This window comes from Streptomyces sp. NPDC089799 (assembly GCF_040684755.1).
Classification (GTDB): Bacteria; Actinomycetota; Actinomycetes; order Streptomycetales; family Streptomycetaceae; genus Streptomyces.
Genome location: NZ_JBFBGR010000036.1, coordinates 18,876 through 33,421, shown reverse-complemented (window position 1 = coordinate 33,421; position 14,546 = coordinate 18,876). Strand labels below are relative to the sequence as shown.

At 72.9% G+C, this 14,546-nt stretch carries 9 protein-coding genes and 1 riboswitch; of the genes, 8 read left to right on the top strand and 1 reads right to left on the bottom strand.

Translation table 11 applies throughout. The features are described 5' to 3' along the window. Positions 1-525 precede the first annotated feature (525 nt). The gene (locus AB0O36_RS30300; protein WP_365115698.1) at positions 526-1,113 is read left to right on the top strand and encodes a response regulator transcription factor; all 588 of its coding nucleotides are present in this window, start codon (positions 526-528) and stop codon (positions 1,111-1,113) included. Between the two features lie 393 nt (positions 1,114-1,506). Continuing rightward, a riboswitch (TPP riboswitch) is annotated at positions 1,507-1,676 on the top strand. Between the two features lie 85 nt (positions 1,677-1,761). Here AB0O36_RS30300 and AB0O36_RS30295 read toward each other — a convergent pair. Beyond that, the gene (locus AB0O36_RS30295; protein ID WP_365115697.1) at positions 1,762-2,898 is read right to left on the bottom strand and encodes a PP2C family protein-serine/threonine phosphatase; all 1,137 of its coding nucleotides are present in this window, start codon (positions 2,896-2,898) and stop codon (positions 1,762-1,764) included. A 109-nt stretch (positions 2,899-3,007) separates the two neighbouring features. On the opposite strand from AB0O36_RS30295, the gene AB0O36_RS30290 reads away from it, so the two are divergent. The 7 genes from AB0O36_RS30290 to AB0O36_RS30260 all read left to right on the top strand — a co-directional run bounded on the left by AB0O36_RS30290 (position 3,008) and on the right by AB0O36_RS30260 (position 14,540). After that, positions 3,008-3,967 (top strand): cyclase family protein, encoded by a 960-nt coding sequence (locus AB0O36_RS30290; RefSeq protein WP_365115696.1) that lies wholly within the window; start codon positions 3,008-3,010, stop codon positions 3,965-3,967. 77 nt (positions 3,968-4,044) lie between these two features. Beyond that, a complete protein-coding gene (locus AB0O36_RS30285; RefSeq protein WP_365115695.1) occupies positions 4,045-6,807 on the top strand; it encodes a SpoIIE family protein phosphatase in 2,763 nt (920 codons plus the stop codon). Between the two features lie 109 nt (positions 6,808-6,916). After that, positions 6,917-8,479, top strand: coding sequence for a sugar ABC transporter ATP-binding protein (locus AB0O36_RS30280; RefSeq protein ID WP_365115694.1), 1,563 nt, complete (start codon positions 6,917-6,919; stop codon positions 8,477-8,479). Then, the gene (locus AB0O36_RS30275) at positions 8,476-9,468 is read left to right on the top strand and encodes an ABC transporter permease (protein ID WP_365115693.1); all 993 of its coding nucleotides are present in this window, start codon (positions 8,476-8,478) and stop codon (positions 9,466-9,468) included. Before AB0O36_RS30280 ends, AB0O36_RS30275 begins: the two co-directional genes overlap by 4 nt. Before the next feature lie 82 nt (positions 9,469-9,550). Then, positions 9,551-10,642 (top strand): substrate-binding domain-containing protein, encoded by a 1,092-nt coding sequence (locus AB0O36_RS30270; protein ID WP_365115761.1) that lies wholly within the window; start codon positions 9,551-9,553, stop codon positions 10,640-10,642. A gap of 154 nt (positions 10,643-10,796) precedes the next feature. Then, positions 10,797-11,777, top strand: a complete 981-nt coding sequence (locus AB0O36_RS30265) for a polyphosphate kinase 2 family protein (protein ID WP_365115691.1) — start codon at positions 10,797-10,799, stop codon at positions 11,775-11,777. A 42-nt stretch (positions 11,778-11,819) separates the two neighbouring features. Next, positions 11,820-14,540 carry an HAD-IC family P-type ATPase gene (locus tag AB0O36_RS30260; protein WP_365115689.1) on the top strand — a complete coding sequence of 907 codons (2,721 nt, stop codon included), beginning with the start codon at positions 11,820-11,822 and terminating at the stop codon, positions 14,538-14,540. Positions 14,541-14,546 lie beyond the last annotated feature (6 nt).

Here is a 14,546-nt window from a genome sequence, read left to right as displayed (position 1 = left end):
CCACGGGCAAGAGCACTTGACGTGATTGCCGCATCCGGAGGAAAGACATGGACGTCCGTTACCGAGCGACCCGACGGGATCGACATCGCAGACGGACCTGCAGCACCGTGTAGCTGCACCCCGCAGGTTGCTCGGGGAACCGACCGCAGCACCGGCCCATGACCACGGCCGGCCCGGCGGACGGGAGGAGTGACCGTGCGCGCAACAAGCCCGGGGCGGACCAACCCCGGGTCGAGCTTTTCCTCTCCTCCGGAACCGGAATAGCGACTGCTGTTCATCGATCCGGTACCGGCCGATTCTGTTGCGTTGCAGCAGTTAGGTGAAGCTGGAACGAACTTCGCGCACCCCGGAAACGAATCCGTTTCGTTCGGGGAGCGCGCATTCCGCTTTTCCGTGGTGCGGGTGAGGAGAGTCGGCTTCAACTTTTCGCACGCGTTCGCTATTATCGATCGCGAGTGACACGTTTCGGCCTGACCGGCCGGTCGAGGAACTACTTTGGGGGATCGAGTGGGAATCGATGTACTGGTGTCCGATGACCTGCACCTGTCCCGTTACGGGCTTACCGCACTGCTCGAACGGCACGACGAGATACGCGTCATCGGCTCAGCGGAAAGCAATCTGGACGCACTTCAGTTCGCCGAGTCACACAAGCCGGACGTGGTGATCATCAGCTTCGAAGGCGCAGACAGCGACGCGATCGTCGTCGCGGAGAAGATCGCGAGCCTCCCCGGGTGCCGGAGCATGTTACTTGCGACCGCTTTCACCCGGTCCGTCGTCCGCCAGGCCTTCGCCGCCGGCATCGGCGGCATGGTGGAACGCAGCGTTCCGCCGCGCCAGTTCTTCGAGGCCATACACCGCGTCTACCAGGGGGAGCGGGTATTCGACGCCGAGCTCACCGTCGCCGCCCTGGTCAACGAGAACTGCCCGCTGAGTCTTCGGGAATTCTCCGTTCTGGAGCACGTGTCCCGGGGTGACACGGTGGTCGAGATCGCCGCACGACTGCACCTCTCCCAGGGGACCGTGCGCAACTACCTCTCGTCGATGGTCACGAAATTGGGAGCGCGCAACCGGATTGACGCCTTGCGGATCGCCCGCGATTCGAATTGGATCTGAATCCGCCTCACGTGCCCTCCTCGCAGGACCCCCGCTCCTGTCCGTCGCGACTCGTCCCCATCAGGCGCAGACTCAAGAATTATCACCCGGGTCCCCCCTCACGCAATGACCCGGATCCCACCTTGTGCAGAGAAATGAGATCTTCATAACCGAATGCTCGTTTCTTCACAATCGGAAGCCGAATTGCGAACACCGGTTCCCTTTCGGTGACCGCCACGCGGCCGGCCGGCCGCCCCCCTCACCGACCGCCCCTCCGCTCCGGGCGGCGCAGGCCGGCCCCGCCCCGGGCCCTCCGTCCGCCCCGGAGTCCCGATCCGCTCGAAAAAATCCGAACACAACCACGCAAAAAGGTTTCTCCCCGCCGTGAGCGGGCAATGGAACCCATAAGACCTACGAAGCGAGCGAGGGAGTCCGACCGGAGTAGCCGACTGAGGCGGAAGCAGGTTCGCCGCCCTGGCCGACTGCAGCGGTAGGGCTGAGAGGCCCGACGGTCCACGACCCGAGGGCGACCTCCATCACCTGATCCGGACCATACCGGCGCAGGGAGCCCGTTTCGTAGGTCGCCTCATGCGCCCGGCCGGTCCGCTCGGGCGCCCGGCCGCACCTCACGCATCCGGGTCCCCCCTCACGACGCATCCGGGTCCCCCCTCACGCGTCCAGCCGGTCGACGAGCAGGATCGCCACGTCGTCCCCCAGGCGGCCCCGTGTGTGCTGGAGCAGCGCCTCGCGCAGTCCCTCCAGGAACCCCTTCCGGGTATGGCCGCCCATCCTCTCCATCGCTCCTGCCAGGTCGAAGAAGGAGTTCTCGCCGTCCCGGGCCTCGAGCACGCCGTCGGTGTGCAGCAGCAGCCGGTCCCCCGGCACGAAGGAATAGCTCTCCAGCCGCCCGGGCGGCCCGGTGATGAACTCCTCCAGGCCGAGCGGCGGCAGCGGGACGCTGGGGGTCAGCGGCCGGACCCTGCCGTCACGCAGCAGCAGCGGCGCCGGATGCCCCCGGTTGATCAGCTCGACGTCGTTCCCCTCGGGGATCTGCGCCACGACCGCGGTGACGAAGCCCTCCAGTACGGAGTCCTCCCCGCCCGACCGGTTCGCGCCCGCGAGCGCGGCGTCCCGCCGCAGGGCCGCCCCGCAGTGGTTGATGACCTCCACCAGGTCGTCCTCGTAGTGCACGGCCTCCCGGAACGCGCCGAGCACGACCGCCGCGGCCCGTACCGCGGGCAGCCCCTTGCCCCGTACGTCCCCGACGATCAGGCGTACCCCGTACCGGGTCTGGACCGCGTCGTAGAGGTCGCCGCCGATCTGGGCGCCCGTCTCGGCGGCCAGGTACATGCTGGCCGCGCGTACGGGACCCAGTCTGGCGGGCACGGGGCGCAGCAGGACGTCCTGGGCGGCCGCGGCGATCCGGCGGACCTGATTGAGCTCGTTCTCCCGGCGCCTGCTCACCGCCCGGCTGGTCATGAAGCTCGCCGCCGACACCATGGTGAGGGCGAACAGGTTCGTGTAGACCTGCTGGCCGCCCCAGGCATGGTTGTGGGTGGCGGTGATCACGCTGACCACGACCGCCAGCAGGGCGGCGGCGAGCGTGCCCTTCGGGCCCATCGTCACCGCCGCGAGGGCGGGCGTCGCGACCAGCAGGGGGCCGGTGTACACGACGTGGGCGGGGGTGAGCTCGATGACGAGCACCAGCAGGGCGATCGCGAAGGGCACGGCCTCCACGATGCGGAAGAGGACCTGGTGGTGGCCGCCGGCTCCCGCCTCCGGGGGCGCGCGCAACGGCGCTGTCATGGGTCCAGCCTGCCTCGCCCGGACGCACGCACGCCACTCGTCACGACACGTCATGACGTACGGCGGCGCGTCACCGCGCACCGCGGCGCCGGCGGGGTAGGGATACGGGGTGAGCAACGACCCCGCGAGCACCGTCCCCGCGGAGGCTCCGCAGGCTCCGCGGGTCTCCCGTCGGGAATTCGACGCCCTCTTCGCCGAGGTCAGCACCTGGGGCCGCTGGGAGCGGGCCGACCGGGGCGCCTGGAACCGGGTCACCCCCGCGCACGTACGGCGCGCGGCCGCCCTGGTCCGGGACGGTACGGCGGTGCCCCTGGGGCTGCCCTGGAACACCCGGCCCGGCCCGGACAACCCCAGGCCCGCCCTGCACTACATGTCCGACCTCGGTGACGTGGAGCCGCCGGAGCCGGCCACCCACAAGGACTTCCTCGGCACCGACTACCACGGCAAGTCCGTCAGCCACCTCGACGCGCTCTCCCACGTCGCCTACCGCGGGCGGCTCTACGGGGGCCACCCGGCCCGCGAGGCCATCGGCGCCGACGGTGCCCGATTCGGTTCGGTGGCGGCGCTGGGCCCGCTCGTCACCAGGGGCGTGCTCCTCGACCTGCCCCTCGTCCTGGGGACCGGCTGGCTCGAACCCGGCCGGGCCGTGCGCGCCACTGACGTGCTCGCCGCCGAGGAGGCGCTCGGGGTGTCGGCGGACGACGGGTGCGCGGTGCTGCTGCGCTCCGGCCGCTTCCGGCGGCTCCGGGAGAGGGGGCCGTGGGACGTGGGCGCGGCGAGCGCTGGCTTCCACGTGGACGCGGTGCCGCTGCTGGCCGAGCGGGGGGTCAGCCTGCTCGGCGCCGACGGGGACAGCGACCTGCGCCCCTCCCCGGTCGAGGGGGTGCACTCGCCGGTGCACGCCCTGGCCGTCGCGGCCATGGGGGTGCCGCTGCTGGACAACCTGGACCTGGAGGCGCTCTCCGCCGCCTGCGCCGCGGCGGGACGCCATGAGTTCATGATCGTCGTCACTCCGCTGAACGTTCCCGGCGGCACGGGATCCCCGGTCAATCCCGTCGCTCTCCTGTGAAGGGACAAATCGCCGGGAATATACTCAAAGGCGCCGATGCAACTTCACCCACCGTCCGGCCAGGGGAAGTGATGCAGATGGGGGTCACGGGAGAACAGATCGGTCCCGCGCGCTCCCGTCAGCGGTTCCTGGGGGGCGAGTCGGTCGAGACCGGGGTGCGGGATCCGATCCTGAACTCGTGGCTGCGCTGCCGGCTGCTGGGGCTCTCCCCGGATCAGACGGAGCTGCCCTACCGGGACGACTTCGACCCCGACAGCCGCCTGGTGCGGGCGGCCGTACCCGTGCTCGACCAGCTGCAGTCCCGGTTCTCCGGCAGCCAGATCAACATCTCCGTCGCCGACGCGAACGGCACGGTGCTGCAGCGCCGGTTCGGCGACCCCGCGCTGGCCCGGACCCTGCCCCCGATCCAGGGCGTGCCGGGCTTCGTCTTCGCCGAGCGGTACGCCGGCACCAACGGCATCGGCCTCGCGCTCGCCGAGCGGGACTTCGTCCGGGTCTTCGGCGCCGAGCACTTCGCGGAGCGCAGCCAGACGAGCGCCTGCTGCGCCGTCCCCATCCGGGACCAGCTCAGCGGGGACACCGTGGGCGTGCTCTGCTTCGGCTATCCGCACGCCTACGAACGCCCCGCCCTGGCCGTCCTCGTCCGCCGGGCGGCCGAGACCATCGAGCGGCGGCTGATGGAGCAGAGTTCGGCGCGGGAGCGCGGGCTGCTGCGGACCTATCTCGACGCCGAACGGCGGCGGACCGCACCGGCCGGCAGCGCCGGGAACGGGCGCCATCTCGGCCCGGCGGTCCCGGCCGGACCGGACGGGCTGGAGGAACTGGTCGAGCCGGCCGGTCTGGAACTGGACCCGCACGACCGGCGGATCCTCCAGGAGAAGGCGACCGAGCTGATCGCCCTGTCCCGGCGGGGCGCGATCGAGGTGCCCCTGCCCCACGGGCGCGGGGCGACCCTGCTGAGCCACCCGGTGACCAGCGCCTCCGGGGTGCAGGGCATGGTCGTCGAGGCCGTGATCGGCAGCAACACCCCGCCCGTCCACCACCTCTCCGTCGCGCCGCGCGCCGGCCCGGCGGCCGGGACCGGCAGCGGCGGCGGCAGCGTCGGCGCGCGTCCCGGCTCGGTCCGCGGCCTGGTCCTCGTCGGCGAGCCGGAGGTCGGGAAGTACGCCGTCCAGGCGCGCCGCCGGCTGGAGCTGCTGGCCGAGGCCAGCGCCAGGATCGGGACCACGCTGGACGTGACGCGGACCGCCGCGGAGCTCGCCGAGCTGGCGGTACCGGGTCTGGCCGACTACGTGACCGTCGACCTGCCCGAGGCCGTGCTGCGCGGCGACGAGACCTTCGACCCCGAGACCGACCTGCACCGCACCGTGCTCCACGGGATCACCGACGACTGCCCCTTCTACCCGGCGGGACAGGAACTGGACTTCCGGCCGGGCACCCCCCACATGCGCGCCCTGAGCAGCGGGCAGACGGTCCTGGAGCCGCAGCTGAAGGACGCGGCGGGCTGGTTCGCCCAGAGCCCCGAGCGTTCGCTCGCGCTCCTCTCCTACGGGGTGCACTCGCTCGTCGCGGTCCCGCTGCTCGCCCGCGGCGCGCTGCTGGGCATCGCGAGCTTCTACCGCCTGCGGGACCCGGCCCCCTACGGGGAGGACGACGGCCGGCTGGCGCAGGAGCTCTGCGCCCGGGCCGCCCTGTGCATCGACAACGCCCGCCGCTACACCCGCGAGCACACCCTGGCCCTGGTCCTGCAGCGCAGTCTGCTCCCGCGCGGCCTGCCCGAGCAGGGCGCCGTCGAGGTCGCCCACCGCTACCTGCCCGCCGAGTCCGGGGTGGGCGGCGACTGGTTCGACGTGATCCCGCTGTCCGGCACCCGGGTCGCCCTCCTGGTGGGGGACGTCGTCGGCCACGGCCTGCACGCGGCCGCCACCATGGGCCGGCTGCGGACCGCGGCCCGCAACTTCGCCGAACTGGAACTCGCCCCCGACGAACTCCTCACCCACCTGGACAACCTGCTGGTGCGGCTGGACCGGGAGGAGGGCGACGACGGGCCCACGGGCAGCAACGGCATCGTCGGTGCCACCTGCCTGTACGCCGTCTACGACCCGACCTCGCGGCACTGCACCATGGCCCGGGCCGGCCACCTGCCGCCGGCGCTGGTCGGCCCCGACGGCACGGTGAGCTTCCCCGACCTGCCCGCCGGGCCCCCGCTCGGCCTGGGCGGCCTGCCCTTCGAGACGGCCGAGATCGAGCTCCCCCGGGACAGCACGCTGATCCTCTACACCGACGGGCTGGTCGAGGACCGCAACCGTGACATCGACCTCGCCCTCGACGACCTGCGGCGCACCCTGGCGCACCCCGGCCGGACCCCCGAGGACACCTGCCAGGCCGTGATGGACGCCATGGCGCCCGAACACCCCACCGACGACATCGCCCTGCTGGTCGCCCGTACCCACACCCTGTCCGACGACCGGGTCGCCGTATGGGACGTGCCGGCCGATCCCGCGCGGGTCTCCGACATCCGGGCCGCCGCCACCCGCCGGCTGGCCGACTGGGGGCTGGACGAGCTCGCGTTCGCCACCGAGCTGATGCTGAGCGAGCTGGTCACCAACGCGGTCCGGTACGGCGGCGAACCCATCCGGGTGCGGCTGATCCGCGACCGGACCCTGATCTGCGAGGTCTCCGACGGCAGCAGCACCGCCCCGCACCTGCGGCGGGCGGCCGGCACCGACGAGGGCGGGCGCGGCCTGTTCCTCGTGGCCCAGCTGTCACAGGCGTGGGGCACCCGCTACACCCCCGAGGGCAAGGTGATCTGGGCCGAATGCGCCCTGGACGCCGCATGACATCCGCCGCACGTCCCGCAATGCCAGAGAACGCCCTTTTCATCCCGGTAGCATCCTGTCTGTCCCACGCTCCCGCGAGGGAGATCCGAGGCCGGCTCCGGAGACGTCCGTGCATGACGCCCATGACCCTTCCGACCCCCCGGCGGGCCGCCGTCCCCGGGGTTCCGGCGCGGAACCCCTCGTGCGGATCCGGGGTCTGGGCAAGCGGTTCGGCGGCACCGTCGCGCTGGAGCGGGTCAGCCTCGACCTGTACGGCGGCAGCGTGCTGGCCCTCCTCGGCCCGAACGGTGCCGGGAAGTCCACGGTCGTCAAGGTCCTCGCCGGGGTACACCGGGCCGACGAGGGCGAGGTGACGGTCGCCGGGCACCCGCTCGGCTCCGAGGGGGCGTCCGCGGCGATGTCCTTCATCCACCAGGACCTCGGCCTGGTGGAGTGGATGACGGTCGCCGAGAACATCGCCCTGGGGACGGGCTACGCCCGCCGCCACGGCCTGATCTCGTGGCGGCGCACCCGGGACCGGTGCGCCGAGGCCCTCGCGGTCGTCGCCGGCCATCTGGACCCCGGCGCCCGGATCGCGGACCTGCCGCCCGCCGAGCGCTCGCTGGTGGCGATCGCGCGGGCGCTGGCCCGCCGGGCGGAGCTGTTCGTCCTCGACGAGCCGACCGCCACGCTGCCCGCCGCGGACTGCGCCCGGCTGTTCGCGGTCCTGCACCGGCTGCGGGACCGGGGGCACGGCGTCCTCTACGTCAGCCACCGGCTCGACGAGGTGTACCGGGTCGCCGACACGTTCGCCGTCCTCCGCGACGGCCGGCTGACCGGCCGGGGCCCGCTGGCCGGGTACCCGCCCGCCCGGCTGGTCCGGGACATCGCGGGCACGGCACCGGCCGGCCGGGGCCCGGACGCCGCCGTGCCCGGGAGCGGTCCGCCCGTGCTGCGCCTGGACGCAGTGACGACCGGGTGGACCGGGCCCGTCAGCCTGGACCTGGCGCCCGGGGAGATCCTCGGCATGGTGGGGCTGACCGGTGCGGGGCACGTCCACCTGGGCCGGGCCCTGGCCGGCGCGCTGCCGCCGCTCGGCGGGCTCGCGCTGCTCGACGGGCGCCCGTACCGCCCGCGGTCGGTGGCCGCCGCCGTCCGGCGGGGGGTCGGTCTGGTGCCCGCCGACCGCCAGGAGGAGGGCTGCGCCCCCGATCTGACGGTGCGGGAGAACTTCCTGGCCAATCCCCGGGCGGCCGGGGTGCCGGCGTGGCGGCCGCTGCTGCCCCGGCGCGAGCGGCGCGAGGCGGCGGACCTGGTCGAGCGGTTCGCGGTACGGCCCCCTGACACGGAGGCGGCCATCGCGGCCCTGTCCGGCGGGAACCAGCAGAAGGTGGTCCTCGGCCGGGCGCTCCGGGGGCGGCTGAGGCTGCTGGTCTTGGAAGAGCCGACGGCGAGCGTGGACGTCGGGGCCAAGGCGGCGATCCACCGGCTGCTCGACGCCGCGGCCGGCGAGGGGCTGGCGGTCCTGCTGGTGTCCACCGACTTCGAGGAGGTCGCCGACCTCTGCCACCGTGCGCTGGTGTTCGTCCGCGGTGCGGTGGCGGCCGAGCTCACGGGTGCCGCGCTGACGCCCGCCGCGCTCACCCGCGCCGCCTCGGCACTGCCCGCGGTGACCGGGGACGCGGCGCCGTGACCCGCTGGTCCCCGCGCGGGCACCACCTCCTGGGCAGCTACGGACTGCTGGCGCTGGCCGTCGTACTCTTCGCGCTGTTCTCCGCCACGCTGCCGGACACCTTCCCCACCCGGGACAACGTGTCCTCGATCCTGTCCAACCAGTCGATCCCGGCCCTGCTGGCGCTCGGCGTGACGCTGCCCATCGCCACCGGCAAGTTCGACCTGTCCGTCGGCTACGGGCTGGGGCTGGCGCACGTCCTGGTGATGTACCTGATCGTCGACGCGGGGACGCCCTGGCCGGCCGCCTGCCTCGCCGTCGTGCTCGGCGGGGCCGCGGTCGGCGCCGTGAACGGGGTGATCGTCGAGTTCGCCCGGATCGACTCCCTGATCGCCACCCTCGGCACCGGCAGCATCATGTACGCCGTCTCCGGATGGCTGACCGACGGCGGGCGGATCGTGCCCGGCCCGGAGGGCCTGCCGGCCGCGTTCACCGGCCTCTACGACGCCCGGTTCCTCGGCCTGCCGCTGCCCGCCTACTACGTCGCGGCCACCGCCGCCGTGCTGTGGGTGGTGCTGGAGCGGCTGCCGCTCGGCCGGTACCTGTACGTCGTGGGGTCCAATCCGCGGGCCGCCCGGATCCTCGGCATCCGCACCCGCCGGTACTCCGTCTGCGCCTTCGCCGGCTCGGGCCTGGTCGCGGGCCTCGCCGGGGTCCTGCTCGCCGCGCAGCAGCAGATCGGCAACCCGAGCGTGGGCCTTGACTACCTGCTGCCCGCGTTCGTCGGCGCGCTGCTGGGCTCGACCACGGTCCGGCCGGGCCGGGCCAACGCGCTGGGCACCCTGGTGGCCGTCGGCCTGCTCGCCGTCGGGCTGGCGGGGATCGGGCAGCTCGGCGCCCAGTTCTGGGCCACGCCGCTGTTCAACGGGTGCACGCTCCTTCTGGCCGTGGGCCTCTCCGGCTACACGGCGCGGCGGCGGCTGCGCGCCCGGGCCCCGGACACCCACTGACCACCCGCGAGCGCCTCACGTCAGGAGCACCGTGTACCCGAACCGCAACAGCCCCCTCGCGGCCGCGGCCCTGTGCGCGGCCGTGTCCGTCCTCGCCGCGGGCTGCGGCGGCGGACCGGACCGGGCCGCGGCCCCGTCACCCGGCGCCGGCTGCCCGGCGGTCCTGGCGCGGGCGAAGGGGACGGTGGCGCGGGCCGAGCGGACCGACCCGGCCTGGAACGGGCCCACGACCGGCCCGCGGGCGGTTCCGGGGAAGTCCCTGGTGTACGTCGCCCAGACCATGACCAATCCCGGGGTCGCGGGGGTCTCGCAGGGCGTCCGGGAGGCCGCGGCGTCCGTCGGCTGGCGGGTCAGGGTGATCGACGGGGGCGGCACCCCGGCGGGCATCCAGACCGCGCTGAGCCAGGCGGTCACGCTCCGGCCGTCGGGCATCGTGGTCGGCGGCTTCGATCCCCTGCTCACCGCGCAGCAGACCGCGCGGGCCTCGGCCGCGGGCATCCCGCTGGTCGGCTGGCACGCCGTCAGCTCCCCCGGGCCGAGCACGAGGCCCAGGCTGTTCACCAACATCACCACCCGGGTGGAGGAGGTGGCGGGGATCAGCGCGGACTGGGTCATCGCCCGGTCCGGCGGGAACTCCGGGGCCGTGGTCTTCACCGACGACTCCATCCCGTTCGCCCGCAACAAGTCCGAGCTGATCAAGCGGCGGCTGGCCGACTGCCCGGGGGTGCGGCTGCTGGCGACGGAGAACATCCCCATCCCCGACGCCACCCAGCGCACCCCGCAGCAGGTCTCCTCCCTGCTGTCCCGCTTCGGCGACCGGTGGACGGACTCCGTCGCGATCAACGACCTGTACTTCGCCGATGCCGCCCCGGCACTGCGGGCGGCCGGGCGGCCGGGCGAGGGGCCGCCGTTCAACATCGGTGCGGGGGACGGCGATCCGTCCGCCTTCCAGCGCATCAACAGCGGGCAGTACCAGGCCGCCACCGTCCCCGAGCCGCTGCACCAGCAGGGCTGGCAGATCGTCGACGAGTTCAACCGCGCCTTCGCCGGCCGGCCCGCCAGCGGCTACGTCGCCCCCGTCCACGTGGTGACGGCGCGGAACAGCGGCGGTGCCACGTCCTGGGACCCGCCGGGCTACCGGGCGGCGTACGAGCGGATCTGGCACGGGCGGTGAGCGGGGACGGCGGTGCGCGGGGACGGGCGGTGCACGGGGACGGGCGGCGACCGGGCCCGCGCTGCGCCCTGTTGCGGCCGCCCGGCGGGCGATCTTCGCGGGGCGAGCCGAGAATGAGCGCCAGGGCATCGGGCCCCGGGAAGGACGGTCGGTGATGTCGGACGACAGGGCCGAACGCATCGCGGAGTTCATCCGGCCGCTGCGGGTGAAGCCGGGGTCGGAAGTGCGCCTGGACCGGGACTTCGACCCCCGCTACCGGGCGGGCATGCAGAAGCAGGACGGGGTCGAGCTGCTGCGGACCGGGGTGACGCTGCTCGCCGAGTACCAGGAGCGGCTGGCCGCCGCGGACTCCCACGGCGTGGTGCTGTGCCTCCAGGCCCTCGACGCCGGCGGCAAGGACGGCACGATCCGCCACGTGATGAGCGGGGTGAACCCGCAGGGCGTACGGGTCAGCAGTTTCAAGGTGCCCTCCGCCGAGGAGCTCGACCACGACTACCTGTGGCGCTACGCCCGGCGGCTGCCGGAGCGCGGCGAGATCGCCATCTTCAACCGCTCGCACTACGAGGAGGTCCTCGTGGTGCGGGTCCACCCCGAGAACCTCGTCCGGCAGAAGCTGCCGGCCGAGGCCTGCGGGCCGGAGGTGTGGGACCAGCGCTACCGGCAGATCAACGAGTGGGAGCGCTACCTCACGGACAACGGGTTCAAGGTGGTGAAGATCTTCCTGAACCTGTCCAAGGAGGAGCAGCGGACCCGCTTCCTGAAGCGGATCGACCTGCCGGAGAAGAACTGGAAGTTCTCCGCGGCCGACGTCCGGGAGCGGCGCCGGTGGGACGACTACCAGGTGGCGTTCTCCGAGATGCTGTCGGCCACGAGCACCAAGTGGGCGCCGTGGTACGTCGTACCGGCCGACCGCAAGTGGTTCGCCCGGATCTGCGCGGCGTCGATCCTCGCCCACACCCTGATCGGCATCGATCCGCGCTACCCCGACGTGGGGAAGGAGGCGCGGAAGGAACTGCTCTCCGCCCGGCGGGACCTGGAGCGGGAGGCCCCGGAGGGGGCCCCGGCCGATCCGTACGCGGACGGGGCGAGGAAGAAGCGGAAGAAGAAGCGGAAGAAGGAGCGGGAGCGGGACTAGCGGGCGGGACCAGCGGCGGACCGGCGGACCGAAGGCGGAACGATGACGGTGGAGTCGGATTTCACGGGAGGACCGGCCGGGCCCGGGGAGGTCGGCTGGTACGCGCGCACACCGGAGGAGGTCGCGGCGGCGTTCGACGTCGACCCGGCGGCCGGCCTGTCCGCGGCGCGGGCCGCGGAGCTGCTGTCGGCGCACGGCCCGAACGCGCTGCCCGAGGAGGCCCGGACGCCGGCCTGGCGCCGGTTCCTCGCCCAGTACCGCAGTTACATGCAGCTGGTCCTCGTGGCCGCGGCCGTGGTCTCGCTCCTCATCCGGGAGTGGACCACCGCCGTCCTGCTGATCGTGCTGACCCTGCTGAACGCGGTGGTGGGGCTGCGTCAGGAGGGCAAGGCGGAGAGCGCGATGAACGCGCTGAAGTCGATGATGAAGGCGACGGCACGGGTGCGCCGGGACGACACCGAGGCGGAGATCCCCGCCGAACAGCTGGTCGTCGGCGACATCGTGCTGATCTCGGCCGGGGACCAGGTGCCCGCGGACGGGCGGATCGTCCAGGCCAGCGCCCTGCAGATCGACGAATCGGCGCTGACCGGCGAGAGCGTGCCCGCCGCGAAGGACACCGTGATCCTGCCGGCCGGCCCGGCGACCCCGGGCGAGCTGACCAACACCGCCTTCATGAACACGCCCGTCACCCACGGCAGCGGAGTCCTCGTGGTCACGGCGACCGGCAAGGACACCGAGCTCGGCAAGATCTCCGGCATGCTGTCGGCCACCGAGAAGGAGGTGCCGCCGCTCACCCGGGAGCTCGACACCCTGACGCTGTGGATCACCGGGGCGGCCGGCCTGACCATGATCGTGATGTTCGCGCTGGGGCGCAGCCGCGGTCAGGCCTGGGACGTGCTGTTCGTCAGCGCCGTCTCGCTGGCCATCGCGGCCATCCCCGAGGCGCTGCCGACCGTCACCCAGGCGATCCTGTCCGTCGGCAGCCTCAACCTGGCCAAACGCAACGCGATCGTCAAGGAGCTGCCGTCGGTCGAGACCCTGGCGTTCACGTCGGCGATCAACTCGGACAAGACCGGCACCCTGACGATGAACCAGATGACCGCCGTCGAAGTGCTCAGTCCCACCGACCGGTACACCGTCTCGGGTACGGGGTACGGGCTGGAGGGGAAGGTCAGCCATGCCGCCGGAGCCGCGGCGGGGATCGAGGACGCGATCCTGCCGTACGTGGTGGCCAGCGACGCGAAGCTGGTCGACGGCAAGGTGGTGGGCGACCCCACCGAGGGCGCGCTGCTGGTGCTCGCGCACAAGGCCGGACTGGACACGGACGGCACCAGGGCGGCCCTCCCCCGGCTCGCCACCCTGCCCTTCGACCCGGGCTACAAGCTGATGGCGACCTTCAACTCGGCGGTGGACCCGTCCGGGCGTCCGGTGGTCCGCTGCTTCGTCAAGGGCGCGGCCCCGGCGGTGATGGCGCGGGCGGCCGGCGCGCTCGCGGCGGGCGAGACCGTTCCGTGGGACGCCGACCTGATGGCCCGGGCCGAGGAGGCGACCGCGCGGATGGGCGGCGAGGGATACCGGGTGATGGCCGCGGCCACCCGTGACCTGGATCCGGATGCCTTCGACCCGGAGGGTGACCTGCTCGGGTACGTCACCGGCCTGCGGATGACCAGTCTCGTCGGCATGGTCGACCCGCCCCGGCAGGAGGCCGGGGAGGCGGTGGCCAGTGCCCGGTCGGCGCACATCACGGTCCGTCTGGTGACCGGGGACGACGTCACGACCGGTGCGGCCATCGCCCGGCAGCTCGGCATCCCCGGCGAGGCGGTGCTCGGCGCCGAGTTCGCCGCCATGAGCGAGGAGGAGCGGCTCGCCCGGATCGACGGCATCGGCGTGGTGGGACGGGTCGCGCCGGAGCACAAGGTGCTGCTCGCGAACACCCTCAAGAAGAAGGGCGAGGTGGTCGCGATGACCGGCGACGGCGTCAACGACGCGCCCGCCATCAAGGCCGCCGACATCGGCATCGCCATGGGCAGCGGGACGGACGTGGCCAAGAACGCCGGCCGCATGATCCTCTCCGACGACAACTTCGCCACCATCGTCTACGCCGTGGAGCAGGGCCGGACGATCTACGACAACCTCACCAAGTACATCCGGTTCGTGCTGCTCCTGCTGGTCACCTTCGTGCTGACGTTCCTCGGCGCCACCGTCCTGAACATCGCGGCGGGCGAGCCCTTCACGCCTCCGCAGGTGCTGTGGATCCACTTCGTGGTCAACGCGTCCTTCGGCTTCGCGCTCGGCTTCGACCGGGAGAGCCCCGGCCTGATGCGGCGCAGACCGCGCCCCCGCGGTGAATCGGTGCTCACCCGGAGGGTGCTGGTCACCGTCGGGCTGGCCGGACTGGCGGTCACCGTGATCCTGCTCGGGCTGATCCGGCTGGGCACGGACCACTTCGGCAGCACCGCGACCGGCCAGTCGATCGCGTTCACCGCCTTCGCGCTCTGCCTGATCGTGGCCGCCTTCGAATGCCGCAACGAGACGGAGTCCGTGCTGACCACGGCCACCTTCGACAGCAAGCAGATGAACTGGGTGGCCCTGGCCCAGCTCGTCCTGGCGGTGATGGCGACCCAGGTGGACGGCTTCCGGCGGATCCTGGGGACCACCTCGATCACCGCGCGGCAGTTCGGCTGGGCGCTGCTCGCCGCCGTCGTGCTCCTGCTCGCGTGGGAGCTGGGCAAGTTCCTGGCCCGCCGGTCCAGGAGCTCCTGAGCGGGA

What these genes read in the sequence shown, in the direction of transcription:
- AB0O36_RS30260 (WP_365115689.1), top strand. Translation starts at nt 11,820, where the DNA reads ATGACGGTGGAGTCGGATTTCACGGGAGGACCGGCCGGGCCCGGGGAG.
- AB0O36_RS30265 (WP_365115691.1), top strand. Translation starts at nt 10,797, where the DNA reads ATGTCGGACGACAGGGCCGAACGCATCGCGGAGTTCATCCGGCCGCTG.
- AB0O36_RS30295 (WP_365115697.1), bottom strand. Translation starts at nt 2,898, where the DNA reads ATGACAGCGCCGTTGCGCGCGCCCCCGGAGGCGGGAGCCGGCGGCCAC.
- AB0O36_RS30285 (WP_365115695.1), top strand. Translation starts at nt 4,045, where the DNA reads ATGGGGGTCACGGGAGAACAGATCGGTCCCGCGCGCTCCCGTCAGCGG.